The organism is Amycolatopsis minnesotensis (assembly GCF_039529815.1).
GTDB classification, from domain to species: domain Bacteria; phylum Actinomycetota; class Actinomycetes; order Mycobacteriales; family Pseudonocardiaceae; genus Amycolatopsis; species Amycolatopsis minnesotensis.
Map to the genome: position 1 here is coordinate 282,827 of NZ_BAAANN010000005.1, position 24,386 is coordinate 307,212.

Genomic DNA, 24,386 nt, shown 5'->3' on the forward strand with positions numbered 1-24,386 from the left:
CACGGGTCGAGTGTGGTCTTTTCCGGGGCGACCGAGGTCTGCGCGAGTTCCACCCAGCGAGGCTAGGCCACTGATGGGCTAAGCGTATTCGGCCAACGAGGTGATAAACCGTCGTCCCATCCGGGATTTTCGCTCTACCCCTAGTGGACGTTCACCGCGCGGTGCAGCCTGCCGAGTGTCCGCTCGCGACCGAGCAGTTCCATCGACTCGTACAGCGGCGGGGAAACCGTACGTCCGGTCACCGCGACGCGAACGGGCGCGAAAGCCTTGCGGGGCTTGAGACCCAGCCGTTCGACGAGTGCGTCCTTGAGCGCTTCTTCGATCGCGGAGGTCTCCCACGACGACAGCGCTTCGAGCGATTCGATCGCCGCCCGCAGCACCGGTTCGGCGTCCGGGCCGAGCGCCTTCGCCGCCGACGCCTCCTCCGGGGCGAAGCTTTCCTCGTCCAGGAAAAGGAAACGCACCATCTCGACCGCGTCGGACAGCACGGTGACGCGCTCCTGCACCAGCGGCGCGATGGCGCGCAGCACCGAAAGCTGCTCGTCGGCGGGCTCGGCGGGGACCACACCGGCGGCGGTCAGGTAGGGCACCACGCGGCCGGTGAAATCGTCCACATCGAGCGCGCGGACGTGCGTTCCGTTGATGGCCTCGGCCTTTTTGACGTCGAACCGCGCCGGGTTCGCGCTCACCTTGGTGATTTCGAACGCCTCGACCAGTTCGGCGATGCTGAACACGTCCCGGTCGTCCGCGATCGACCAGCCGAGCAGCGCCAGGTAGTTGAGCAGGCCCTCGGGGATGAACCCGCGGTCGCGGTAGTTGAAGAGGTTCGAGGAAGGGTCGCGTTTGGACAGTTTCTTGTTGCCCTCGCCCAGCACGTACGGCAGATGGCCGAACTCGGGCGTGAACTCCGCGACGCCGACGCGCCGCAGCGCGGCGTAGAGCGCGATCTGGCGCGGCGTGGACGGCAGCAGGTCCTCGCCGCGCAGCACGTGTGTGATCCGCATGAGCGCGTCGTCGACCGGGTTCGTCAGCGTGTAGAGCGGCTCGCCGTTGGCGCGCACCAGCACCGGGTCCGGGATGGTGCCCGCCGGGAAGCTGATCTCGCCACGCACGAGATCGGTCCAGCCGAGGTCCTCGGCAGGCATGCGCAGCCTCAGCACGGGCGTTCTGCCCTCGGCGCGGTAGGCGGCGCGCTGGGCGTCGGTGAGGTCGCGGTCGAAGTTGTCGTAGCCGAGCTTCGGATCCTGGCCGGCGGCCTTGCGCCGCGCTTCGACCTCGTCGTTGGTGGAGAACGCCTCGTACAGCTCGCCCGCGGCCAGCAGCTTCGCGGCGACGTCGGCGTAGACCTCGCGGCGCTCGCTCTGCCGGTACGGACCGTAGTCGCCGCCGGCCTCAGGGCCCTCGTCCCAGTCGATGCCGAGCCAGCGCAGGCCGTCGAGGAGCTGTTCGTACGACTCCTGCGAGTCGCGCGCCGCATCGGTGTCCTCGATGCGGAAGACCAGCTTGCCGCCGTGATGGCGGGCGAAGGCCCAGTTGAACAGGGCCGTCCGGATCAGCCCGACGTGCGGGGTGCCGGTCGGCGAGGGGCAGAAGCGCGCGCGTACCGCGGATGTCTCACTCATAGCCCGATCAGCGTATCCATCGCCGCGAGGCTTGACGCACCCAAGTCCCCGGGGCATCCTGAGTTTATTCAACGAGTGATGAATAAGGGGGTTGGTCGAGATGACCGAGCACACCACCTGCGTGGTCGTCGGCGGTGGTCCGGCGGGGATGGTGGCCGGGTTGCTCCTGGCCAGGGCCGGTGTCGAGGTGACGGTGCTGGAGAAGCACCCCGACTTCCTCCGCGACTTCCGCGGCGACACCGTGCACCCGTCGACGCTGACGCTGCTCGACGAGCTGGGGCTTGGCGAAAAGTTCGACGCGGTGCCGCACAGCGAGGTGTCCGCCGCCGGGTTCCCGACCGAGGACGGCGGGATGATGAAGATCGCGGACCTGACCAGGCTCAAGGTGCCGCACCCGTACATCGCGATGGTGCCGCAGTGGGACTTCCTCGACCTGCTCGCCGCCTCCGCGCTGAAGGAACCGACGTTCACGCTGCGCGTGAGCACCGAGATGACCGGCCTGATCCGCGAGCGCGGGCGGGTCGCGGGTGTGCGGTACCGCAGCGGTGACACCGACGGTGAACTGCGGGCGGACCTGGTCATCGCCGCGGACGGCCGCTGGTCGACGGCGAGGCGGGAGGCCGGTCTCGAACCGAAGGAGTACGACTGCCCCTTCGACGCGTGGTGGTTCCGGATCTCCCGCGCCGAGAACGAGGGCCAGGGGATGCTGACGCCGAGGATGCGCCACCGCCGGTTCGCGGTGCCGCTGCCCCGCCAGGGCTACTTCCAGGTCGCCTATCTCAGCCCGAAGGGCCAGGACCTGCGGGAAGGGGGCATCGAAGGGTTCAGGGAGAACGTCGTCGAGGTGTGCCCCGAGTTCGCCGACCGGGTGCACGAGCTGGCGACCATGGACGACGTGAAGTTCCTCGACGTGCGCCTGAACCGGCTGCACACCTGGCACCGCGAGGGCCTGCTCTGCATCGGCGACGCGGCGCACGCGATGTCACCGGTCGGCGGCGTCGGGATCAACCTCGCGGTGCAGGACGCCGTGGCCGCGGCCACGCTGCTCGCCGACCCGCTGCGCCGCGGTGGCGTCACCGGCGCCGAACTGGCGAAGGTCCGCTCGCGCCGCCTGCTGCCGACGATGCTGGTGCAGGGGCTGCAGCGGCTCCTGCACCGGAGCGTCATGCGGCCGGTGATGGACGGCAAGCGCAACGGCCCGCCGCCGGCGATGATCGCACTGCTCAGCCGGTTCCCGCGGCTGACCGCCATCCCGGCGAGGCTGCTCGGCATCGGGTTCCGGCCGGAGCACGCCCCGGCCTTCGCCCGCCGTGCGCAGGAACCGGCGTAGTCCCTGCCCCGCACGGCGCGCGGCAGGGTGCTGCCGGCGCCCTGAAGGCGCCCATCACGGCACCGCATTCGCCCAAGGGCGCCTTCAGGACATCGCGGAGAGCCTCGTGGTCAGGCGTCCTGGACGGGGTTCGTCAGGGTGCCGATGCCCTCGATCGTGATGGAGACCTGCTGGCCCGCGACGATCGGGCCGACGCCCTCCGGGGTGCCGGTCAGGATGATGTCGCCCGGCAGCAGGGTCATCACGCGCGACACGAACTCCACCAGCTCCGGCACCTTGTGCACCAGGTCCGAGGTCCGGCCGTCCTGCTTCAGCTCACCGTCGACCTCGGCCTTCAGCGCCAGGTCGGCGGGATCGAGCGAGGTCTCGATCCACGGGCCGAGCGGGCAGAAGGTGTCGAAGCCCTTCGCCCTGCCCCACTGGCCGTCCGACTTCTGCAGGTCCCGCGCGCTGACATCGTTGGCGACGGTGTAGCCGAGCACGGCGCTCGCGGCGCGGGCGGCGGGCACGTTCTTCACCGGCTGCCCGATCACCACCGCGAGCTCGCCCTCGAAGTCGACCCGGCCGACGTCGGCAGGCCGCTTGATCGCCACGTTCGGGCCGATCACCGTGGTGGACGGCTTGATGAACAGCATCGGATCCGACGGCACCTCGTTGCCGAGCTCGGCCGCGTGCTTCGCGTAGTTCCGGCCGACCGCGATCACCTTGGTCGGCAGGATCGGCGCGAGCAGCCGGACGTCGGCGAGCGGCCACCGCTTACCGGTGAAGTTGGGAGTGCCGAAGGGGTGTTCGGCGATTTCGAGTACCTGGGCGTCGTCGCCTTCCCCTTCGACCGAAGCGAAAGCGACACCACCGGGATGAGCAATTCGGGCTAGACGCACTCCGCCATCCTACGCACCGGCCACACTCAGCGACTTGTGCACCAGCGCGTCGCACAAAGCCAGCCAGCTCGCCTCGACGATGTTGCCGTGCACGCCGACGGTCGTCCACTCGCGACTGCCGTCGGTGGTCTCCACGAGCACCCGCGTGACCGCGTCCGTGCCGGGATGCCCCGGCAGGATGCGCACCTTGTAGTCGGCCAGCTCCACGGTGTCCAACCAGGACAGATAGGGGCTGAGCGCCTGGCGCAGCGCGGCGTCCAGCGCGTGCACCGGCCCGTTGCCCTCCGCGGTCGCGATCACGCGCTTCCCCGCGACGTGCACCTTCACCGTGGCCTCGGACACCACTTCGCCGTCGGAGCGGTGGTCGAGCACCACTCGGTAGGACTCGAGTTCGAACGGCGGGTTGTCGAGCACCCGGTTCTGCGGGCCGTCGACTTCGCGGCGCAGCAGCAGTTCCAGCGAGGCGTCGGCGGCTTCGAACGACCAGCCGCCCGCTTCGAGCCGCTTCACCTTGTTGACCGCGCTCGTGAGCGCCTCGGGCTGGCCGGCAAGGTCGACCCCGAGCTCACGTCCCTTGAGCTCGAGACTGGCCCTGCCGGCCATCTCGGTGACCAGTACCCGCATGTCATTGCCGACAGAAGCTGGATCGATGTGGTTGTACAGCAACGGATCCACCTTGATCGCGCTCGCGTGCAGCCCCGCCTTGTGGGCGAAGGCCGAGGACCCGACGTAGGCCTGGTGGGTGTCGGGTGCGATGTTCGCGATTTCGGCAAGGGCATGGGAGACGCGGGAAAGCTCGGCGGCGCCTCCGGTCGGGAGCACCTCCATCCCGAGCTTGGTCACCAGGTTTCCCGTCACGGCGAACAGATCGGCGTTGCCCGCCCGTTCGCCGTAGCCGTTCGCGGTGCACTGGACGTGCGTCGCGCCGGCCTGCACCGCGGCGACGCTGTTCGCCACCGCGCACGAAGTGTCGTCCTGGCAATGGATTCCGAGCCGGAACCCGGTGCGCTCCCCCACCGCGCGGACGGTTTCGGCGAGCCCGAGCGGGAGCTGCCCGCCGTTCGTGTCGCACAGCACGACGACGTCCGCGCCCGCCGTCGCCGCCGCGTCGAGCACGCGCAGCGAAGTGTCCGGATCGTACGCGTAGCCGTCGAAGAAGTGTTCCGCGTCAAGGAAAACGCGGCGCCCCTCGCCGACGAGGAAGGACACCGTGTCCCGGACCATCGCGCACGCCTCGTCCACGTCGACGCGCAGCGCGCGTTCGATGTGCCGCAGGTCCGATTTGGCCACCAGCGTCACCACCGGGGCCTGCGAGTCGAGCAGCGCGCGGACCTGCTTGTCCTCGCTCGCCTTGGCGCCCGCCTTCCGCGTGGCGCCGAAGGCGACGAGCGCGGCGTGCTTGAGCGCCAGCTCCCCCTTCGCGGCCCTGGCGAAGAACTCCGTGTCCTTCGGCAGCGCGCCCGGCCACCCGCCCTCGATGAAACCGACCCCGAGCTCGTCGAGCAACCGCGCGACGGCCAGCTTGTCGGTGGCCGAGTACGAGATCCCCTCACGCTGCGCCCCGTCGCGCAGGGTCGTGTCGTAGAGGTGGAACTCGTCGCCGAGCGGGGTATCGGCCGGCTCCTTGCGGGTCACGGTGCTCTCCTTGGCGTGGTGGGCGAAAAGGCTTCCTGGCAAACAAAAAACCTCCCGCATGGATGCGAGAGGTTTGCGCGCCGGATGCTCCTGCGGGAGCACCTATCCGACGCGCTGCTCAATAATGATGCGGAAGGAAGCCACGCCGCGATGATGCCACACCCCGTTCCGCACTTCCACACCCTGGTCGAAGATTCCCGCATCGCGGGACGCCGTTCACCCGACCGAGAGCCGCCGGGACCCGTGCCTGCCCTGAAGGCGCCCACCGTGCGCGGGAAGGACAGCGGAAGGGGCCCCCGCACCGAAGTGCGAGGGCCCCTTCCGTGGCGCAGGGATCAGACCGCGCCGCGGGTGTTCGACGACACGAGTGCGGCGAGCCGGTCACCGATCGCGTGCGTGGCACCGGGCGAGTTCTGGTCGCGGGTGGCGAGGTCGAAGGCCACCGACGCCTCGATGCGGCGTGCGGCTTCCTTCTGCCCGAGGTGGTCGAGCAGCAGCGACACCGACAGCACGGCCGCGGTCGGGTCGGCGAGCCCCTGCCCGGCGATGTCCGGCGCGCTGCCGTGCACCGGCTCGAACATGCTCGGGTTCCGGCGGGTGATGTCGAGGTTCCCGCTCGCGGCGAGCCCGATGCCGCCGGTGACCGCGGCCGCGAGGTCGGTGATGATGTCGCCGAACAGGTTGTCGGTGACGATCACGTCGAAGCGCGAGGGGTCGGTCACCAGGTGGATCGTCGCGGCGTCCACGTGGGAGTAGGCGACGGTCACCTCGGGGTGCTCGAGCGAGACCTCTTCGACGATCCGCGACCACAGCGAGCCGGCGTGCTCGAGCACGTTCGTCTTGTGCAGCAGCGTCAGGTGCTTGCGCGGGCGCAGCTCCGCGCGGTTGAACGCGTCGGCGACCACGCGGCGGATGCCGAACGCCGTGTTGACGCTGACCTCGGTGGCGATCTCGTGCTCGGTGTCCTTGCGCAGCAGGCCGCCGTTGCCCGCGTACGGGCCCTCGGTGCCTTCGCGGACCACGATCATGTCGATCTCGCTGGTGTCGGCGAGCGGGCCGCGCACGCCCGGGTACAGCCTGGCGGGCCGCAGGTTCACGTGATGGTCGAGCTCGAACCGCAGCCGCAGCAGCAGGCCCCGCTCGAGGATGCCGCTGGGCACCGTCGGGTCGCCGACCGCGCCGAGCAGGATCGCGTCGTGCTGGCGAAGCTCGCCGAGTACCGACTCGGGCAGCAGCTCGCCGGTGGAATGCCATCGCGCGGCGCCGAGATCGTAGTTGGTGATCTCCGCCGTCGGTGCGACCTCGCCAAGCACCTTCAGCGCCTCGGTGACCACCTCGGGCCCGATCCCGTCACCTGGGATCACAGCGAGCCGCATCCACACACCTCCGTCGACCGGGGTCATCCGGTAGTCCGAACGCCCCATCCGCAAGAAACTCCAGCGACGGCAGGTTACCGGCCGTCGCCAATTCCTCGAAGCCGCACCACCCTTATGCCTCATGATCCCGGTCCGCGAGACACCCGACCGGGTAACGGGACCACCCGCCATCCGGTCAGTTGACGGCGTTCTTCAGCGCATTCGGGGCAGTGGCGATGTGGCGTACGCCATTCGCTGACATCATCCTATCGGGTGAGAACGGCACGGCGCCCCGGCTCGCTGAGCCGGGGCGCCGCAAACCGTTTGCCGCGTCAGTCGAACTTCACCGCGCGGATCGCGCTGGCGCCGACGGCGGCGCCGATCGGCTCGAGCAGGTGCGCGTCCACCGAGCGGTCGACGCGCAGCAGCATCACGGCGTCGGCGTCGGTGGTCTGGCTGATCTGCGCCGCCGCGATGTTGATGCCCGCCTCGCCGAGCAGGGTGCCGACGCGGCCCATGATGCCCGGGCGGTCGGGGTATTCGAGCAGCAGCACGTTGCCCTCGGCACGGATGTCGAACGAGCGGCCGTTGACCTCGACGAGCTTTTCGACCTCGTCCTTGCCGGTGATCGCGCCGGACACGGTGAGCTTGGTGCCGTCGGCGTGGACCGCGCGGATCGTGACCAGGCTGCGGTGGTTCGGGCTCTCCGGCTCGGTGACGACCTCGACGTGCACGCCGAGCTCCTCGGCGAGCCGAGGCGCGTTGACGAACGTCACCTGGTCCTCGACCACGCCGGAGAACACCCCGCGCAGCGCGGCGAGCGGCAGCACGCTGACGTCCTCACCGGACAGTTCGCCGCGCACCACCACGGTCACCGACGAAGGCGCGTTCTGGCTCAACGCGGCGAGCACGGTGCCGAGCTTCTGCGCGAGCGGGAGGAACGGGCGCACCTCCTCGCCGACCGTGCCGCCCGCGGCGACGTTCACCGCGTCGGGCACGAAGTCGCCGCGGAGGGCGAGCAGCACCGACTTGGCCACGTCGGTGCCCGCCCTGTCCTGCGCCTCGGCGGTCGACGCGCCGAGGTGCGGGGTCACCACGACGTTCGGCAGCTCGAACAGGGGGCTGGCCGTGGTCGGCTCGGTCACGAAGACGTCCACGCCCGCGCCACCGACGTGCCCGGAGCGAACGGCCTCCGCGAGGTCCTCCTCGACGACGAGCCCGCCGCGAGCCGCGTTCACGATGATCACGCCGGGCTTGGTCTTCTTCAGCGCCTCGGCGTTGATCAGGCCCTTGGTCTCCGGCGTCTTCGGCAGGTGGATGGAAATGGCGTCGGCGCGCCCGAGCAGCTCGTCGAGGCTCACCAGCTCGATGCCGAGCTGAGCGGCGCGTGCCGCCGAGACGTACGGGTCGTAGGCGATGACCTCGGTGCCGAACGCGGCGATGCGCTGCGCGAACAGCTGGCCGATCTTGCCGAGGCCCACCACGCCGACGGTCTTGCCGTTGATTTCGACGCCGGAGTACGAGCTGCGCTTCCACTCGCCGCCGCGCAGGCTCTGGTCCGCGGCGGGCACGCGCCTGGCCACCGAGAGCAGCAGCGCGACGGCGTGCTCGGCGGCGGAGACGATGTTCGAGGTGGGCGCGTTGACGACCAGGACGCCGCGCTCGGTCGCCGCGGGGACCTCGACGTTGTCGAGGCCGACACCGGCACGGGCGACGACCTTGAGCCTGCTGGTCGCCGCGAACACCTCCGCGTCGACCTTCGTCGCCGAGCGCACGAGCAGCGCGTCGGCGGTCTTCACGGCCTCGAGCAGCGCGGGACGATCGGTGCCGTCCACATGCTGGACCTCCACCTCGTCCCCGAACACACTCAGCGTGGAGGGCGCGAGCTTCTCCGCGATGAGGACAGTCGGTTTCTCTGATGTGGTCACGATTGCAGCTCCCAAAGGCTCGGAATCGGGGAATGGCTCGGGGGTGCGACGTCGTCGGCCGCGGTCAGCCGGAGATCGGGGCACCCCACCTGCGCTGACCGGCCACGACGGTGTGCCCGGATGGCCCGCAGTTTAGCCCCAAGACACCGGCCCCGTTAACCGATGCGCAACGTCGTGACAACAAAACGGGCGAACCGCCACGACTGCGGTCGCAGCCGAAGCCGAGCGCGCACGGTCATGCCCCGAACGTGACCTTCGGGGCAGGTAGCGCCCGGAAAGCCGCTTCCGGGAGACCGGCGTGCGCGGGCCTAGGCTTCGGGTTTTCCGGTGCCCTCGGAAGCCTCTTCGTCGAAGTCCTCGGGGAGGTCGAACTCGCCGTCGCGCACGCCCTTGACGAAGGCGTCCCATTCGGACGGGGTGAAGACGAGGATGACGCCGTCCGGCTTGGCGGACTGGCGCATCGCGGTGTAGGTGACCCCGTCGGTGTGCTCGACGAACGCGTACTCGACGCAGTCGTCGAGCGTGACGCCCTCGGGTTCGGCGCGGATCCACGGCGCGTTGGTCAGGTCCAGCTCGTGCCGGATGTGCGCCTTGTCGTCGACGGGCTGGTCGCTCATGCCCCCCACAGTATCGGGAGGCCGAAACGGCCTGAAGGCCACCTTGACGGCGTCGAGGTGGCCTTCAGGGGCAACGAAACTACGCCGTTTCGGTGATGGGGCGGTCGACCCAGGACATCAGGCCGCGCAGCTTGCCGCCGACCTCCTCGATCGGGTGATCCTTGCCCTTCTGGCGCAGCGCCAGGAAGTTCGGGCGGCCGTTGTCGTCCTCGGCCACCCATTCCTTCGCGAAGCTGCCGTCCTGGATCTCGCCGAGGATCTTCTTCATCTCGGCCTTGGTGCCGTCGGTGATCACGCGCGGGCCGCGGGTCAGGTCGCCGTACTCCGCGGTGTCGCTGCAGGAGTAGCGCTGGCGCGCGATCCCGCCTTCGTAGATCAGGTCGACGATGAGCTTCAGCTCGTGCAGGACCTCGAAGTAGGCGATCTCCGGCTGGTAGCCCGCCTCGACGAGGGTCTCGAACCCGGCCTGGATGAGGTGCGAGGTGCCACCGCACAGCACCGCCTGCTCGCCGAAGAGGTCGGTCTCGGTCTCCTCGGTGAAGGTGGTCTTGATGGTGCCGGCGCGGGTGCCGCCGATGCCCTTCGAGTAGGACAGGCCGAGCGCGAGCGCGTTGCCGGAGGCGTCCTTCTCCACCGCGACCAGGTTCGGCACGCCCTTGCCGTCGACGAACTGGCGGCGCACGAGGTGGCCGGGGCCCTTCGGCGCGACCAGGACGACGTCGACGCCTTCGGGCGCGTCGATGTAGCCGTAGCGGATGTTGAAGCCGTGGCTGAAGAACAGCGCGTCACCCGGCTTGAGGTTGGGCGCGATGTCGTTCGCGTACACGGTGCGCTGCACGGTGTCCGGCGCCTGGATGGAGATGAGGTCCGCCTCGGCAGTCGCCTCGGCCGGGGTGAGCACCCGCAGGCCCTCTTCCTCCGCCTTCGCCCGGGACTTCGACCCCTCGGGCAGTCCGATGCGGACGTCGACACCGGAGTCGCGCAGGCTCAGCGCGTGCGCGTGCCCCTGGCTGCCGTAGCCGATCACGGCGACCTTGCGGCCCTGGATGATGCCGAGGTCGGCGTCGTCGTCGTAGAAGATTTCCGCTGCCATGGGGGGTGTTACTTCCTTTCCTGACTGGAAAAACAAAAACTGGGTGGCCTACCTGGCCGAGGTCGCGGTGATCGAGCGCGCTCCGCGCCCGACCGCGACCATGCCCGACTGCACGAGCTCGCGGACGCCGTAGGGTTCGAGCATCCGCAGCAGCGCGCCGATCTTGTCGGAGGTGCCGGTGGCCTCGACGGTCAGCGCCTCCGGCGACACGTCGACGACCTTGGCGCGGAACAGCTGCACGGTTTCGAGCACCTGGCTCCGCACCGTGGCGTCCGCTCTGACCTTGACGAGCAGCAGTTCGCGCTGCACCGCGCTGGCCTTTTCGAGCTCCACGATCTTGATCACGTTCACCAGCTTGTTGAGCTGTTTGGTCACCTGTTCGAGCGGTAGCTCCTCAACGGCGACCACGATCGTCATGCGGGAGACCTCCGGGTTTTCCGTCGGCCCCACCGCGAGGGACTCGATGTTGAAGCCGCGCCGGGAAAACAGGCCCGACACGCGCGCGAGCACACCGGGGACGTTCTCGACGAGAACACTCAACGTGTGGTTGGTCATCGAGCCTCTCCCTGTGCCTGCGAAGCTTCGGCCGCGGCCTCGACCGGTTCGATCGACACCTCGTCGTCGTCGAACAGCGGCCGGATGCCGCGCGCGGCCATGATCTCGTCGTTCCCGGTTCCCGCGGCCACCATCGGCCACACCTGGGCATCCTTCCCCACCACGAAGTCGATCACGACGGGGCGGTCGTTGATCTCCATCGCGCGCTGGATCACCTTGTCGACGTCTTCCTTCGTCTCGCAGCGAAGGCCCGCGCAGCCGAGTGCCTCGGCGAGCAGGGTGAAGTCGGGGATCCGGTGCTTGTGGGTACCGAGGTCGGTGTTGGAGTACCGCTCCGAATAGAACAGGTTCTGCCACTGCCGGACCATGCCGAGGTTGCCGTTGTTGATCACCGCGACCTTGATCGGGGCGCCCTCGATGGCGCAGGTGGCGAGTTCCTGGTTGGTCATCTGGAAGCAGCCGTCGCCGTCGATCGCCCAGACCTGCTTGTCCGGCTGGCCGAACTTGGCGCCCATCGCGGCCGGGACGGCGAAGCCCATCGTGCCGAGGCCGCCGGAGTTGATCCACGACATCGGCTTCTCGTAGTTGACGAACTGGGCGGCCCACATCTGGTGCTGGCCGACGCCGGCGGTGTAGACGGCGTCGGGGCCGACGAGCTGCCCGATCCGCTCGATGACGTACTGCGGGGAGAGCGTGCCGTCGTCCGGCCACTCGTACCCGGGGGGAAAGTCGTCGCGCCACGAGCTGACCTGCGTCCACCACGCGGTGAGGTCGGGCTCGTCGTGCTCGGCGCGGACCGCGGCGATCAGCTCGGTGATGATCTCCGCGCAGTCACCGACGATCGGCACGTCCGCCTTGCGGTTCTTGGAGATCTCGGCCGGGTCGATGTCCGCGTGCACCACGGTGGCGTCCGGCGCGAACGAGGAAAGCTGACCGGTGACGCGATCGTCGAAGCGGGTGCCGAGCGCGATCAGCAGATCCGCGCGCTGCATCGCGGCGACGGCGGCGACCGAGCCGTGCATGCCCGGCATGCCGAGGTGCTGGCGGTGCGAGTCGGGGAACGCGCCGCGCGCCATCAGCGTGGTGACGACCGGGATCCCGGTCAGCTCGGCCAGCTCCAGCAGTTGCTGCGACGCCTGCGCCTTGATCACGCCGCCGCCGACGTAGAGGACGGGCCGGCGCGCGTTCGTGATCAGCTTCGCGGCCTCGCGGACCTGCTTGCCGTGCGGGCGCAGCGTCGGCCGGTAGCCGGGCAGGCGCATCTCCGGCGGCCACGCGAACGACGTGGTCTCCTGCAGGACGTCCTTCGGGATGTCGACGAGGACGGGGCCGGGACGGCCGGTGGAGGCGAGGTGGAAGGCCTCGGCGATCGTGCGCGGGATGTCGGCGGGCTCGGTGACCAGGAAGTTGTGCTTGGTGACGGGCATCGTGATGCCGCAGATGTCGGCTTCCTGGAACGCGTCGGTGCCGATCAGGCTCCGCGACTGCTGCCCGGTGATCGCGACCACGGGCACCGAGTCCATGTTCGCGTCGGCGAGCGGGGTGACGAGGTTCGTCGCGCCGGGGCCGGAAGTGGCCATGCACACGCCGACCTTGCCGGTCGCCTGCGCGTAGCCGGTGGCGGCGTGGCCCGCGCCCTGCTCGTGGCGGACCAGGACGTGCCGGACCTTCGTCGAGTCGAGGAGCGGGTCGTACGCGGGCAGGATCGTGCCGCCGGGAATCCCGAACACCACCTCGGCACCGACGGATTCGAGCGACCGCACGAGCGACTGCGCACCGGTGACCCGCACCGGCGTGCCCGCGGGCGGCGCGGGCTTCGGGCGGGCTCCCATGGTGCTCGGCGACGCCGGGTTCGGCGCACCGGAGTTCGTGTCCGATCGCGATGTGGCGCTAGTCATCGGTTCTGCCTCGGGGTCTCGGTGTCACTCGTTCGGGTTTATCGGCTTCAGGCAACAAAAAACCCTCGCCGACCATAAGGTCGCACGAGGGTCGCGCATCGACGCAGCGGGAGTGCTCCTAAGCGTCGATGCGCTTGGGAAGTACGAGGCCGGTCTGAATGTGCACGACTCAGACCGTAATAGCTGCGCCTCGGGAGTGTCAACTCTGCGGGACGGCGATTCCGCATGGTGGACGCCCTTCCGGGCAGTGGAACGCCCCGCCATCCCTTCCGGGCGACCCGCGCGCACGTCGCGCGCGCGTGCGGTGCACCATCGTGCAATGGCGAAAAAGGCGCAGCAAGAGCAGCAGGACCAGGGCCGGAAGGCGATCTTCCGCATCCCCGCGACCGCGATCCTCGCGATCGTCGTACTGGTCGTGTGCGTGACTCCCGTCGCATTCGGCGGGATCCCCGGGCTGCAGGCGCTCTACCTCGTCCCGCTCGGCCTGCTGTGGTTCGTGCAGCGGATGCGGACGGTCGCGACTCCCGGGGGACTGGCCGTGCGGACCATGTTCGGGCACCGCGACCTCCCGTGGACCGCGCTGAAGGGACTGTCCATCACCAGCAAGGCGAGGGTCCGCGCGGTACTGGACGACGGCAGCGAGGTCGCGCTGCCCGCCGTGCGCACGCGGCACCTTCCGGTGCTGTCACTGGTCAGCGGCGGGCTGCTGAAGGACCCGACCGGCCTCACCGACGACGAAACCGGACCGTCCGAATCGGACACCACGGCTCCCGGCGAAGAAGCTGCCGCCACCGCCGGGAAGGACGAGGCCGAGACGATCAGCACAGAGTCGGCCGCCGAAGGCGCTCCGCACAAGGAGTAGCCTCGAACCACCGCCTGAGATCCGCTGACGCCCACCCCGCGTCGCGCCCAGCCGATGCCCTGAAGGTGGCCTTCGGGGCATCCGAGTCCCCGAAGGCCACCTTCGGGGACGTGCGCCCGTTCCACCGAAGACCAAGCACATTGGAGTAGCCGTGCCTCAGCTACGGTCCCGCACCACCACCCACGGCCGGAACGCCGCCGGCGCCCGTTCGCTCTGGCGCGCCACCGGGATGACCGACTCCGACTTCGGCAAGCCGATCGTGGCGATCGCGAACTCCTACACCCAGTTCGTGCCGGGCCACGTCCACCTCAAGAACCTCGGCGAGATCGTGGCGGAGGCGGTGGCCGAGGCCGGTGGCGTCGCGCGCGAGTTCCACACCATCGCGGTGGACGACGGGATCGCGATGGGCCACAGCGGCATGCTCTACTCGCTGCCCTCGCGCGAGATCATCGCGGACTCGGTGGAGTACATGGTGAACGCGCACCAGGCGGACGCGCTGGTGTGCATTTCGAACTGCGACAAGATCACCCCTGGCATGCTGAACGCCGCGATGCGGCTCAACATCCCGACCGTGTTCGTCTCCGGCGGGCCGATGGAGGCGGGCAAGGCGGTCGTGGTCGGCGGCGTCGCGCAGGCGCCGACGGACCTGATCACCGCGATCTCCGCGTCCGCGAACAGCGCCGTGGACGAGCACGGTCTGTCCATTGTGGAACGGTCAGCCTGCCCGACCTGCGGCTCGTGCTCTGGCATGTTCACCGCGAACTCGATGAACTGCCTGACCGAGGCGCTCGGCCTTTCGCTGCCGGGCAACGGCTCGACGCTGGCCACGCACGCCGCGCGCCGCGACCTGTTCAGCGGCGCCGGCCGCACCGTCGTGGAACTGTGCAAGCGCTGGTACGGCGAGGACGACGAGAGCGCGCTGCCGCGGTCGATCGCGAACAAGGAAGCCTTCGAGAACGCGATGGCGCTCGACATGGCGATGGGCGGCTCGACGAACACCGTGCTGCACATCCTCGCCGCCGCGCAGGAGGGCGAGATCCCGTTCACCATCGACGACATCGACGCGATCGGCCGTCGCGTGCCGTGCCTGTCCAAGGTGGCACCGAACTCGGACTACCACATGGAGGACGTGCACCGGGCAGGCGGCATTCCGGCGATCCTCGGCGAGCTGTACCGCGGCGGACTGCTCAACACCGGCGTGCACTCGGTGCACTCCCCCGACCTCGGCTCGTGGTTGTCCACATGGGACATCCGGGCGGCTTCCCCGTCGGCGGCCGCGGTGGAGCTGTTCCACGCCGCGCCGGGCGGGGTCCGCACCACGGAGGCGTTCTCCACGGAGAACCGGTGGTCCAGTTTGGACACCGACGCGGCGGACGGCTGCATCCACGACGTCGAGCACGCCTACACCGCCGACGGCGGGCTCGCGATCCTGCGCGGGAACCTCGCCGAAAACGGCGCCGTGATCAAGTCCGCGGGGATCGACGAAGAGCTGTGGCGCTTCGAGGGCCCGGCGCGCGTGCTGGAAAGCCAGGAAGAGGCGGTGTCGGCGATCCTGGCGAAGAAGATCCAGCCGGGCGAGGTGCTGGTGATCCGCTACGAAGGCCCGGCAGGCGGCCCCGGCATGCAGGAAATGCTGCACCCGACGGCGTTCCTGAAGGGCTCCGGGCTCGGCAAGAAGTGCGCGCTGATCACCGACGGCCGGTTCTCCGGCGGCTCGTCGGGGATCTCGGTCGGCCACATCTCCCCCGAGGCGGCGGCGGGCGGCACGATCGGGCTCGTCCAGGACGGTGACCTGATCCGCCTGGACGTGCACGAGCGGCGGCTCGAACTGCTCGTCGACGACGAGGTCCTCGCGGAACGGCGAGCGAAGATGGACGCGAGCGAGCGGCCGTGGCAGCCGGCCGAGCGCCAGCGCCCGATCACCGCGGCACTGCGCGCCTACGCCCGGATGGCGACCTCCGCGGACACCGGCGCGGTGCGCGACCCGAACAAGTAGGAACTGCCCGAAGAAGGGGCTTCGAGCCGTTCGGTGATCTCGCCGGGCGCTTCCTCCGGGAGGAAGTGCCCGGCGGAAACCGGGACGTCGAGCTCCTCGAACCCGCGCACTTACCGGAAGAGCACGATCACGAGCACCGAGGCGCCCGCCGCGAGCAGCAGCCCGAACAGGCCGAAGGGCAGCGGTTTGCGGCGCCACGGGGTGTTCACGTCGAGCGCGATCCGGCCGGAGCCGGTGAACAGCAGCGAGAACGCGACGGCGCCGAGCAGCAGCTCGTACTCGAAACCGGTGCCCTGCCCCGCGAAGAAGCCGCCGTGGAACTTCGCGTAGACGATGTTCGCGGCGACGCCGAGCAGCGCGGCCGCGCCGAGCGGGGTGAACAGGCCCAGTATCACCAGCGCGCCGCCCGCGAGTTCGCTGATCCCGGTGATCCAGGACAGCAGCGTGGTCTGGCTGGTGAACCCGAACCCGCCCAGCGCGCGGGCGAACCCGGCGATGCCAGGGCCGTCGAAGAGCCCGAACACCTTCTGCAGGCCGTGCGCGCCCATCGTGCCGCCCAGCACGAGACGCAGGATCAGCAGGCCGAAGTCGAGCCCGCCATGCCAGCGCGTGGTGGTGTCCTTCGCCTCGGCCACACCGCTTTCGCCGGTCCCGGAAAGGATGCTCGTGGTGGCACCCGATGAGGCCGTGTCGTCGAACAGGCTGGTCTTTTTGCCGTACTCATCATCGTGAGTGGTCACGCGCGCAGAGTAGGGGATACCGGGTACCGGCGCACGACCAGCCGTCAGTACTCGCCGTGCACGAGGTTGTCGGGCAGCTCGCCGCTGGCCCACCGCGCGATCTCGGCCGCCGCGACCGCGTACGACCGCTTCTGCGCGCCTCGCGCGGCGCCCGCCACGTGCGGGGTGAGGAACAGGCCCGCGGCGTCCCACAGCGGGTGGTCCTCCGGCAGCGGCTCGGGATCGACGACGTCGAGCGCGGCGCGCAGCCGTCCCGTCTTCAGCTCGTCGACGAGCGCCTCGGTGCGCACGACCGGTCCACGCGCGACGTTGACCAGCACGGCCCCGTCGGGCATCGCGGCGAGGAACTCCGCGTCGACCATGCCCCTCGTCCGGGAGGTCAGCGGCACCATGAGCACCACGACGTCGTGCAAGCCGAGCAGCTCGGGCAGCTCTTCGACGCCGCGGACGCCGTCACGCGCGTTCAGGCCGACCATCTCGACCCTGGTCTCGAACGGTTCGAGGCGGCGGCGAAGCTGCGTCCCGAGGTCACCGGCACCGATGATGAGCACGCGCTTGCCCTGCAGCGCGTCGGTGCTGTGCCGGGACCAGCGCCGCTCGTCCTTCGCGATGGCGAAGGAGTGCAGCTCGCGGTAGATCGCGAGCAGCGCGGCGACCACCCATTCCGCGGTGCTGCCCCCGTGCGCGCCGCGGCAGGTCGACAGCAGCACACCGGCGGGCACCTCGCCCACCCAGTCGTCGGCACCGGCGGCGAGCAGCTGGATCAGCTTGAGGTTGGGGAGCTCCGCGAACAGGTCCCTGCCCTCGCGCGCGCTGTGGAAACCGGGGATCAGCACCTCGGCTTCGGCGGCTTCGGGCGGCAACGGCTCACCCCAGGTGTAGCGCACCGCGCGCACCCCGGCGAGCTCGGCCAGCGCGATCACCCCGTCGTCGTCGGGTACCAGCACGGTAATCGTCATGTGTCCCACCGTAACCGCCGACACTTACCCATGGCTCACGGCGGGCCGCCTAGGCTTGGTAATCGTGCGTACCCGTCCCAACTGGTGGCCGGTGGCCCTACTGGCCGGCGGCAGCCTCCTGCTGTCCGGCTGCGCCGAGTTCGACGACCGCGCGGCGAGCCAGACCTACGCACCGGCGCCGACGCTGACCCCCGAAGCGGGCCCCGCACCCGAACTGCCCGAGATCGGCGGCACACCGGGCGGCCCGTCCGCGCCGAAGGGCGCGCCGTCCACGAAGGTGCAGCCGCCGCAGGGCTGCACGGACTTCGACAAGGCCGTGGTGGAAACCTGCCTCGACACGGTGGCCGCGGTCGCCGCGCTGCCCGGCGAGGGTGACAACCCGGCCGCGCTGGCCGGTGAGCGCAGGAGCGGGCGGATCCTGCGGGTCGCCGCGAACACCGATCCCGCGCAGATCGCGAAGGTGGATGTGGACGCGACCGGCGACGGCGGGCTGACCGGGCTCGCGCTTTCGCCGAGCTACGCCGAAGACCAGCTCGTGTTCGCCTACGTCACCACCGCGACCGACAACCGGGTGGTCCGGATCGCGAACGGGCAGGCGCCGAAACCGGTCCTCACCGGCATCCCGCGCGGGGCGACCGGGAACCGCGGGGCGATCCTGCCCGACGGGAAGGGCGCGCTGCTCGTGGCCACCGGCGACGCGGGCAACCCGGCCGAGGCGGCGGGCGACGCCTCGCTCGCGGGCAAGGTGCTGCGGATCGACACCGCGGGAAAGCCCGCACCGGGCAACCCGTCGGCGGGGTCCGCGGTGTTCGCCAGCGGCCTGCACGCGCCGGGCGGGCTGTGCAAGTCGGCCGACGGCTCGCGGCTCTGGGTCACCGACCGCGACGACAACAGGGACCTGCTGCACCGCATCCAGCCGGGTGCCTCGCTGTCCATCCCCGCGTGGACGTGGCCGGCGAAGCCTGGCGTGGCGGGCTGCGTCGACGCCGGCGCGCAGCTGTGGGTCGCCGCGGCGGCAGCGGGCAACATGCAGAACCTGCCGATCACCCCCGAAGGCACCGTCGGCGGCAAGCCGCAGGAGACCATGAACGGCAAGAACGGCACCAGCTACGGCAAGCTCAGCGCCCTCTCCCCGATCGACCAGCGCTACGCGTTCGCGGGCACGGTGAACAAGGACGGCGGCAAACCGGTGTCGAGCGACGACCGGGTCGTGATCATCGCGCTCCAGCCGAGCCAGGGCGGCGGCGGCAAGGACTAGCGGCTACCGCGGCGGGGCCTTGCGCCTCCGTGTGAGGTCACGTGTATGCCCTGAAGGGGCCCTTGAGGGAATCTGATGCCGCGAAGGGGCCCTTGAGGGCATGCGCATCGCCGGGTCGTATGCCACGAGGGGCGAGATCGCGGCGTCAGATTCCCCGAAGGCGCCCTTCAGGGACCAAGCCACCGGGCGGTTCCACGCTTCCGCCACCCAACGCACCGGAATCGACGCGCACACATCATGCCTGCGACCTCAAGGGACCTGAGCCCTTCGAACTCCGCCCTGGTAAGAACTCTCGCCACCGGACTCGTGCCCCGAAAGGGAACCTTCAGAGCCGTGAAGGCCGCGGATGTGACCCTCGCGGGCCCACCTTGCTCCGAACCACATGCCCCGAAGGGCGCCTTGAGGGAAACAGACGCCGCGAAGGGCCCCTTCGGAGCATCAGCAGCACCAAGCCGCGCGCCACGAGGGGCGAGATCGCGGCGTCAGATTCCCCGAAGGCGCCCTTCGGGGCATGCACAGCCCGGCCGCGGCAGGACTTGCCCGAGCGTACTGCGCCGACTGATCGGATGGACCTGTCGATCCGGCTCCGCGTCCGGCGGAATGACATCCGCCTCCGCCGCCGGGCAGAACAAGCGCATGGAGGCGGCGGCCTTCCAGCTCTAGAGTGGTTTCCGGGACCACCGCCCGTGTGTTGGAGGGAACCTTGCGCAAGCTGACGTACTACGTCGCCGCCTCGCTCGACGGCTTCATCGCCGACCCCGACGGGGACTTCAGTTTCTTCGTGCTCGAAGGCGATCACCTCACCGCGCTGAACGAGCAGCACCCGGAGACGGTGCCGACGGCGTGGCGCGAGGCGGCCGGGATCGAGGGTGCCAACAAGGTGTTCGACACCGTGCTGATGGGCAGGGGCACCTACGAGATGGGGCTCAAGACCGGCACCGCGAGCCCGTACCGGCACCTGCGGCAGTACGTGTTCTCCACCGGCTATTCGGGTGAACTCGGCGAAGGGGTCGAGCTGGTCAGGACCGACCCGATCGCCAAGGTGCGCGAATTGAAGCACGAGGACGGCGGGCTCGGCATCTGGCTGTGCGGCGGTGGCGGGCTCGCCGGTTCGCTGCTGCCGGAGATCGACGAGCTGATGATCAAGCTCAACCCGGTGGTCGCGGGCTCCGGGATCCCGTTGTTCAACCGGGAGTTCGCCGCGGCGCAGTTCCGGCTGACCGCGCACGACGTGTACGACAACGGGGTCGCCGTCATGACCTACGAGCGGCGGTAGCGCGTCTCACCTCGTCGTCGTTCGCCACCGCGGGGCAGCGTCGCTCCCGGGGTTTCGTACTCCTCGCGGCGGCCGCACATGCCGTGCCCGTCGCGCCTGGACGGGGCCGCTTCGCGCACGCCCGAAGCGGCGAGATGGCTCGCGTCGCCGTTCGCGAGCGCCTTCAGGTGTGCATCGGTCAGCTCGGCTACGAGATCGGCCACGGCCACCGGCTCGACGTCGTTCCCGAAGGCGGCAAAGGCTTTCTGCTGGGCTTTCGTGATCTCGCCGGTCCTCACCCGCCCGTGGCGAAACCCTGTGCGGCGATCGTCTCTTGCGCAACAAATCGCCATAATATGCGTCACATGGACAACAGATCGGTGTTCTCGCGCGGATTCGCGATGGATACCGTGATCCGGTCCCGGACCCCCGACCAGAAGGAGCACCGTGGAGCAGCACACCGCCCGGCCACCCGGCCGGACCGGTTTCGCGGCGAGCATGCTGCGGCGCAAACCGGTGGAGGCCTTCGTCGACGAGGGCGGTGTCGGCCAGGGCGGCACCCTGCGCCGGACGCTCGGCCTGACCCAGCTGACCACGCTCAGCATCGGCGCGACACTCGGCAGCGGCATCTTCGTCATCCTGGGTGAAGCCGTCCCGGTCGCCGGGCCTGCCGTGGTGCTCTCGTTCGTGCTCGCCGGGATCACGGCCCTGTTCTCCGCGCTGTCCTACGCGGAGCTGGCAGGCATGATCCCGCTGTCCGGTTCCTCCTACTCCTACGCCTACGCCACGCTCGGCGAGCTGGTCGCCTGGGTGTGCGGCTGGTGCCTGGTGCTCGAATACGGCGTCTCCGTCGCCTCCGTCGCGGTCGGCTGGGGCCAGTATCTCAACGAACTGCTCCAGCTCGCCTTCGGCGTCGCGATCCCCGACGCGCTGAGCCAGCCGCCCGGTGACGGCGGGATCGTGAACCTGCCCGCGATCGCGGTCGTGGTGCTGGCGATGTTCCTGCTGCTCGCCGGGGCGAAGGAGAGCGCGACCGCGAACACCGTGATGGTGCTCGTGAAGGTCGTGACGCTCGTGCTGTTCTGCGCGGTCGCGTTCACCGCGGTGCGCGCCGGGAACTTCAGCCCGTTCCTGCCGATGGGCCTCGCCGGGCTGAGCGCGGGCGGGGCCAAGCTCTTCTTCTCCTACATCGGCTTCGACGCCGCGTCGACCGCGGGCGAAGAGGCGCGCAACCCGCAGCGCGACCTGCCGCGCGCGATCCTGCTCTCGCTCGGCATCGTCACCGTGCTGTACTGCCTCGTCGCACTCGCCGCGGTGGGTGCGCTGCCGTGGCAGCAGTTCGACGGCGAGCAGGCGGCGCTCTCGCACGTGCTGACCACCATCGTGGACAACAAGCTGTGGGCGGCGCTGCTCGCGGTCGGCGCCATCGTGGCGATCTCCAGCGTGGTGCTCACCGTGCTCTACGGCCAGACCCGCATCCTGTTCGCGATGTCCCGCGACGGGCTCGTCCCGAAAGCACTGTCCAAAGTAGATCCCAAGAGCGGCACGCCGAGGGTGAACACGGTCGTCGTGTCGCTGTTCGTCGGCCTGCTCGCCGCGTTCGTCCCGCTCGGCAAGCTCGCCGACGCGACGAGCATCGGCACCCTGTTCGCCTTCGGGCTGGTCAACATCGCGGTGCTCCTGCTCCGCCGTCGCCACCCCGACCTGCCGAGGACGTTCCGCGCGCCGCTCTCCCCGGTCACGCCCGTGCTGGGGGTGCTCTGCTGCGGGTACCTGATGTTCAGCCTCGACGTCGCGACCTGGATCGTGTTCGGCTGCTGGATGGCGGCCGGGCTGGTGCTCTACTTCTGCTACGGGGTAAGGCGATCCCGGCTCGCGACGCGGGAGGCGGCATGATCGTCGCGGTCTACCAGGGACCCGCGGGCACGGGTGACGTGCTCGGCGAGCTCGGCACCGTCGCCGAGCGCGCCGCCGCGGCGGGGGCGTCGCTGCTGGTGTGCCCGGAGATGATCACCACCGGATACCACATCGGGGCGCGCACGGCCGAGGTCGCCGAGCCGGCGGACGGTCCGGCCGCGCGCCGGATCGCCGGGTTCGCGGCCGACGCGGGTGTCGCGATCGTCTACGGCTACCCCGAACGCGATGGCGAGACCGTCTACAACAGCGCCATGCTCGTCGACGCGAACGGTGACCGGCTCGCGAACTACCGGAAGACGCACCTCTTCGGCGCTATCGACAAGACCGCCTTCTCACCAGGTGAGGAGGCCGTGGTGCGCGCCGAGGTCGACGGTGTCGTAGTGGGCGTGGTGATCTGCTACGACGTCGAATTCCCGGAACTGGTCCGCGCGCACGCGCTCACCGGCACCGAACTCCTCGTCGTGCCGACCGCGCTGATGCGGCCCTACGAGCTGGTCGCCGACGCGCTGGTGCCCACCCGCGCCTACGAAAGCCAGCTCTTCGTCGCCTACGCCAACCGGTGCGACATCGAAGGCGAACTCGACTACTGCGGCCGCAGCAGCGTCGTCGCGCCGACCGGTTCGGTACTGGCGAAGGCAGGAGACGCCCCCGAACTCGTTCTGGCCACTGTGGACGGTGCGGCCCTGCGGGTGTCCCGTGCCGAGAACACCCACCTGACCGACCGACGTCCCGAGCTGTACCACGGAGCACACCAGCGATGACTTCCGCAGTCCCGACCGCGATCCACCCCGAGCAGCCAGCAGACGGCGACGGGCGCCCGATCACCATGGCGGGCCCCGACTTCCCGTTCGGCTACGACGACTTCCTCGGCCATCCCGCCGGAATCGGCTCGGTGCCGCCGCAGTACCACGGCACCGAGGTCGCCGTGATCGGCGGTGGCCTCTCCGGGATCGTCACCGCCTACGAGCTGATGAAGATGGGCCTGCGGCCGGTGGTGTACGAGGCCGACGCGCTCGGCGGCAGGCTGCGCACCGTGCGGTTCGACGGCTGCCCCGACGACGTGGTCGCCGAGATGGGCGCCATGCGGTTCCCGCCGTCGTCGACCGCGCTGTTCCACTACATCGACAAAGTAGGCCTGCACACCACGCCGTTCCCGAACCCGCTGGCCCCCGGCACCCCGAGCACGGTGGTGGACCTGAAGGGCAGGAGCCACTACGCGCGGACGCCCGCCGATCTGCCCCCGGTGTTCGCCGAGGTCTCGCGCGCCTGGCAGCGCACCCTCGACGAGCACGCCGAGTTCGCCGGGATGCGGGCCGCGATCAAGGCGCGCGACGTCGGCACGATGAAGCGGATCTGGAACGACCTGGTGCGCGGGCTCGACAACCAGACGTTCTACGGGTTCCTGTGCGATTCGCCCGCGTTCTCGTCGTTCTCGCACCGGGAGATCTTCGGCCAGGTCGGCTTCGGCACGGGTGGCTGGGACACCGACTTCCCGAACTCGATACTGGAGATCCTGCGAGTGGTCTATACCGGCGCCGACGACGAGCACCGGTCCATCGTCGGCGGGAGCGACCAGCTGCCGAGGCGGCTCTGGGAGCGGGTGCCCGCCAAGATGGTGCACTGGCCGGCGGGCACGAGCCTGAAGACCCTGCACGGCGGCGCGCCGAGGCCGGGCGTGACGCGGCTGCACCGGACCGCGCCGAACAACATCACCGTCACCGACGCCGATGGCCGCATCCGCACCTACCCCGCCGCGGTGTGCACCGCGCAGAGCTGGCTGCTGCTGTCGAAGATCGAATGCGACGAATCGCTCTTCCCGATCGACCACTGGACCGCGATCGAGCGCACGCACTACATGGAGTCGTCGAAGGTGTTCGTGCCGGTCGACCGGCCGTTCTGGCGGGACGTCGACCCGGCGACCGGGCGCGAGAAGATGAGCATGACGCTCACCGACCGGATGACGCGGGGCACCTACCTGCTGGAAAGCGGGCCGGACTCGCCAGCGGTGATCTGCCTGTCCTACACCTGGGCCGACGACGCGCTGAAGTGGCTGCCGCTGAGCGTCTCCGAACGCGTCGAGGTGATGCTGCAGTCCCTGCGCGAGATCTACCCCGGCGTCGATGTCCGCCGCCACGTCATCGGCGACCCGGTGACCGTGTCGTGGGAGGCCGAACCGCATTTCATGGGCGCGTTCAAGGCGAACCTGCCCGGTCACTACCGCTACCAGGAACGCCTGTTCAGCCATTTCATGCAGGACCGCCTCGCCGCCGAGCACCGCGGGCTCTTCCTCGCCGGTGACGACGTGTCGTGGACCGCGGGCTGGGCGGAAGGCGCGGTCCAGACCGCGCTCAACGCCGTATGGGGCGTGATGCACCAGTTCGGCGGTGCCACCGATCCGGCGAATCCCGGCCCTGGCGACCGCTTCGCCGAACTGGCGCCGATCGTGCTCGGTGACCGCTGAGCCGATCGATCTACCCCACGCGGG

20 protein-coding genes are annotated in these 24,386 nt (G+C 69.9%); 8 read left to right on the top strand and 12 right to left on the bottom strand.

Going from position 1 to position 24,386, the window contains the following annotated elements; genetic code table 11:
* Positions 1-140: 140 nt before the first annotated feature.
* A complete protein-coding gene (gene gltX / locus ABD256_RS08695) occupies positions 141-1,622 on the bottom strand; it encodes a glutamate--tRNA ligase (RefSeq protein ID WP_344415433.1) in 1,482 nt (493 codons plus the stop codon).
* A gap of 100 nt (positions 1,623-1,722) precedes the next feature.
* Here gltX and ABD256_RS08700 point away from each other — a divergent pair, with 100 nt between their 5' ends.
* The gene (locus ABD256_RS08700; RefSeq protein WP_344415435.1) at positions 1,723-2,952 is read left to right on the top strand and encodes an FAD-dependent oxidoreductase; all 1,230 of its coding nucleotides are present in this window, start codon (positions 1,723-1,725) and stop codon (positions 2,950-2,952) included.
* A 110-nt stretch (positions 2,953-3,062) separates the two neighbouring features.
* Here ABD256_RS08700 and ABD256_RS08705 read toward each other — a convergent pair whose 3' ends face one another.
* From ABD256_RS08705 to ABD256_RS08740, 8 genes are all read right to left on the bottom strand, one after another.
* Entirely contained in the window at positions 3,063-3,833 is a 771-nt protein-coding gene (locus ABD256_RS08705) for a fumarylacetoacetate hydrolase family protein (protein ID WP_344415437.1), read from the bottom strand.
* A 9-nt stretch (positions 3,834-3,842) separates the two neighbouring features.
* Positions 3,843-5,468 (bottom strand): citramalate synthase, encoded by a 1,626-nt coding sequence (gene cimA, locus ABD256_RS08710; protein ID WP_344415439.1) that lies wholly within the window; start codon positions 5,466-5,468, stop codon positions 3,843-3,845.
* Positions 5,469-5,803: 335 nt separating this feature from the next.
* Positions 5,804-6,844 carry a 3-isopropylmalate dehydrogenase gene (locus ABD256_RS08715; protein ID WP_344415441.1) on the bottom strand — a complete coding sequence of 347 codons (1,041 nt, stop codon included), beginning with the start codon at positions 6,842-6,844 and terminating at the stop codon, positions 5,804-5,806.
* A gap of 311 nt (positions 6,845-7,155) precedes the next feature.
* Entirely contained in the window at positions 7,156-8,751 is a 1,596-nt protein-coding gene (serA, locus tag ABD256_RS08720) for a phosphoglycerate dehydrogenase (protein ID WP_344415444.1), read from the bottom strand.
* A 308-nt stretch (positions 8,752-9,059) separates the two neighbouring features.
* Positions 9,060-9,368, bottom strand: a complete 309-nt coding sequence (locus ABD256_RS08725; RefSeq protein ID WP_344415446.1) for a DUF397 domain-containing protein — start codon at positions 9,366-9,368, stop codon at positions 9,060-9,062.
* A gap of 79 nt (positions 9,369-9,447) precedes the next feature.
* Positions 9,448-10,461, bottom strand: a complete 1,014-nt coding sequence (gene ilvC, locus ABD256_RS08730; protein WP_344415448.1) for a ketol-acid reductoisomerase — start codon at positions 10,459-10,461, stop codon at positions 9,448-9,450.
* A gap of 48 nt (positions 10,462-10,509) precedes the next feature.
* A complete protein-coding gene (gene ilvN, locus ABD256_RS08735; protein WP_215546526.1) occupies positions 10,510-11,016 on the bottom strand; it encodes an acetolactate synthase small subunit in 507 nt (168 codons plus the stop codon).
* Positions 11,013-12,914 (bottom strand): acetolactate synthase large subunit, encoded by a 1,902-nt coding sequence (locus ABD256_RS08740; protein WP_344415453.1) that lies wholly within the window; start codon positions 12,912-12,914, stop codon positions 11,013-11,015. Before ABD256_RS08740 ends, ilvN begins: the two co-directional genes overlap by 4 nt.
* A 319-nt stretch (positions 12,915-13,233) precedes the next feature.
* Between ABD256_RS08740 and ABD256_RS08745 the strand changes: the two genes are divergently transcribed.
* Together ABD256_RS08745 and ilvD are read left to right on the top strand one after the other, a co-directional pair.
* Positions 13,234-13,776: a PH domain-containing protein gene (locus ABD256_RS08745; RefSeq protein ID WP_344415456.1), complete on the top strand. Its 543-nt coding sequence runs from the start codon at positions 13,234-13,236 to the stop codon at positions 13,774-13,776.
* Between the two features lie 151 nt (positions 13,777-13,927).
* Complete coding sequence (ilvD, locus tag ABD256_RS08750) at positions 13,928-15,772, top strand: dihydroxy-acid dehydratase (RefSeq protein WP_344415458.1); 1,845 nt, start codon at positions 13,928-13,930, stop codon at positions 15,770-15,772.
* A gap of 110 nt (positions 15,773-15,882) precedes the next feature.
* Here the strand turns inward: ilvD and ABD256_RS08755 are convergent, their stop codons facing one another.
* Together ABD256_RS08755 and ABD256_RS08760 are read right to left on the bottom strand one after the other, a co-directional pair.
* Positions 15,883-16,512: a DoxX family protein gene (locus ABD256_RS08755; RefSeq protein WP_425546404.1), complete on the bottom strand. Its 630-nt coding sequence runs from the start codon at positions 16,510-16,512 to the stop codon at positions 15,883-15,885.
* A 44-nt stretch (positions 16,513-16,556) separates the two neighbouring features.
* Positions 16,557-17,471 (bottom strand): 2-hydroxyacid dehydrogenase, encoded by a 915-nt coding sequence (locus tag ABD256_RS08760; protein ID WP_344415460.1) that lies wholly within the window; start codon positions 17,469-17,471, stop codon positions 16,557-16,559.
* Positions 17,472-17,535: 64 nt separating this feature from the next.
* Between ABD256_RS08760 and ABD256_RS08765 the strand changes: the two genes are divergently transcribed.
* Together ABD256_RS08765 and ABD256_RS08770 are read left to right on the top strand one after the other, a co-directional pair.
* Positions 17,536-18,729, top strand: a complete 1,194-nt coding sequence (locus ABD256_RS08765; RefSeq protein ID WP_344415462.1) for a PQQ-dependent sugar dehydrogenase — start codon at positions 17,536-17,538, stop codon at positions 18,727-18,729.
* Positions 18,730-19,432: 703 nt separating this feature from the next.
* Positions 19,433-20,005: a dihydrofolate reductase family protein gene (locus tag ABD256_RS08770; RefSeq protein WP_344415464.1), complete on the top strand. Its 573-nt coding sequence runs from the start codon at positions 19,433-19,435 to the stop codon at positions 20,003-20,005.
* On the opposite strand, the gene ABD256_RS08775 is transcribed toward ABD256_RS08770, so the two are convergent.
* Positions 19,990-20,283 (bottom strand): hypothetical protein, encoded by a 294-nt coding sequence (locus tag ABD256_RS08775; protein WP_344415466.1) that lies wholly within the window; start codon positions 20,281-20,283, stop codon positions 19,990-19,992. The two genes, ABD256_RS08770 and ABD256_RS08775, sit on opposite strands and share 16 nt — an antisense overlap.
* Positions 20,284-20,482: 199 nt before the next feature.
* Here ABD256_RS08775 and ABD256_RS08780 point away from each other — a divergent pair, with 199 nt between their 5' ends.
* From ABD256_RS08780 to ABD256_RS08790, 3 genes are read left to right on the top strand one after another with little or no spacing between them, the layout of a single operon-like run.
* A complete protein-coding gene (locus ABD256_RS08780; protein WP_344415548.1) occupies positions 20,483-21,880 on the top strand; it encodes an amino acid permease in 1,398 nt (465 codons plus the stop codon).
* Positions 21,877-22,662, top strand: a complete 786-nt coding sequence (locus tag ABD256_RS08785) for a carbon-nitrogen hydrolase family protein (RefSeq protein WP_344415468.1) — start codon at positions 21,877-21,879, stop codon at positions 22,660-22,662. Before ABD256_RS08780 ends, ABD256_RS08785 begins: the two co-directional genes overlap by 4 nt.
* On the top strand, positions 22,659-24,362 hold the full coding sequence (locus ABD256_RS08790) for a flavin monoamine oxidase family protein (RefSeq protein ID WP_344415470.1): 1,704 nt from the start codon (positions 22,659-22,661) through the stop codon (positions 24,360-24,362). Before ABD256_RS08785 ends, ABD256_RS08790 begins: the two co-directional genes overlap by 4 nt.
* The last annotated feature ends 24 nt before the right edge of the window (positions 24,363-24,386 follow it).

What these genes read in the sequence shown, in the direction of transcription:
- gltX (WP_344415433.1), bottom strand. Translation starts at nt 1,622, where the DNA reads ATGAGTGAGACATCCGCGGTACGCGCGCGCTTCTGCCCCTCGCCGACC.
- ABD256_RS08700 (WP_344415435.1), top strand. Translation starts at nt 1,723, where the DNA reads ATGACCGAGCACACCACCTGCGTGGTCGTCGGCGGTGGTCCGGCGGGG.
- ABD256_RS08715 (WP_344415441.1), bottom strand. Translation starts at nt 6,844, where the DNA reads ATGCGGCTCGCTGTGATCCCAGGTGACGGGATCGGGCCCGAGGTGGTC.
- ABD256_RS08725 (WP_344415446.1), bottom strand. Translation starts at nt 9,368, where the DNA reads ATGAGCGACCAGCCCGTCGACGACAAGGCGCACATCCGGCACGAGCTG.
- ilvC (WP_344415448.1), bottom strand. Translation starts at nt 10,461, where the DNA reads ATGGCAGCGGAAATCTTCTACGACGACGACGCCGACCTCGGCATCATC.
- ilvN (WP_215546526.1), bottom strand. Translation starts at nt 11,016, where the DNA reads ATGACCAACCACACGTTGAGTGTTCTCGTCGAGAACGTCCCCGGTGTG.
- ABD256_RS08740 (WP_344415453.1), bottom strand. Translation starts at nt 12,914, where the DNA reads ATGACTAGCGCCACATCGCGATCGGACACGAACTCCGGTGCGCCGAAC.
- ABD256_RS08745 (WP_344415456.1), top strand. Translation starts at nt 13,234, where the DNA reads ATGGCGAAAAAGGCGCAGCAAGAGCAGCAGGACCAGGGCCGGAAGGCG.
- ABD256_RS08760 (WP_344415460.1), bottom strand. Translation starts at nt 17,471, where the DNA reads ATGACGATTACCGTGCTGGTACCCGACGACGACGGGGTGATCGCGCTG.
- ABD256_RS08780 (WP_344415548.1), top strand. Translation starts at nt 20,483, where the DNA reads ATGCTGCGGCGCAAACCGGTGGAGGCCTTCGTCGACGAGGGCGGTGTC.
- ABD256_RS08785 (WP_344415468.1), top strand. Translation starts at nt 21,877, where the DNA reads ATGATCGTCGCGGTCTACCAGGGACCCGCGGGCACGGGTGACGTGCTC.
- ABD256_RS08790 (WP_344415470.1), top strand. Translation starts at nt 22,659, where the DNA reads ATGACTTCCGCAGTCCCGACCGCGATCCACCCCGAGCAGCCAGCAGAC.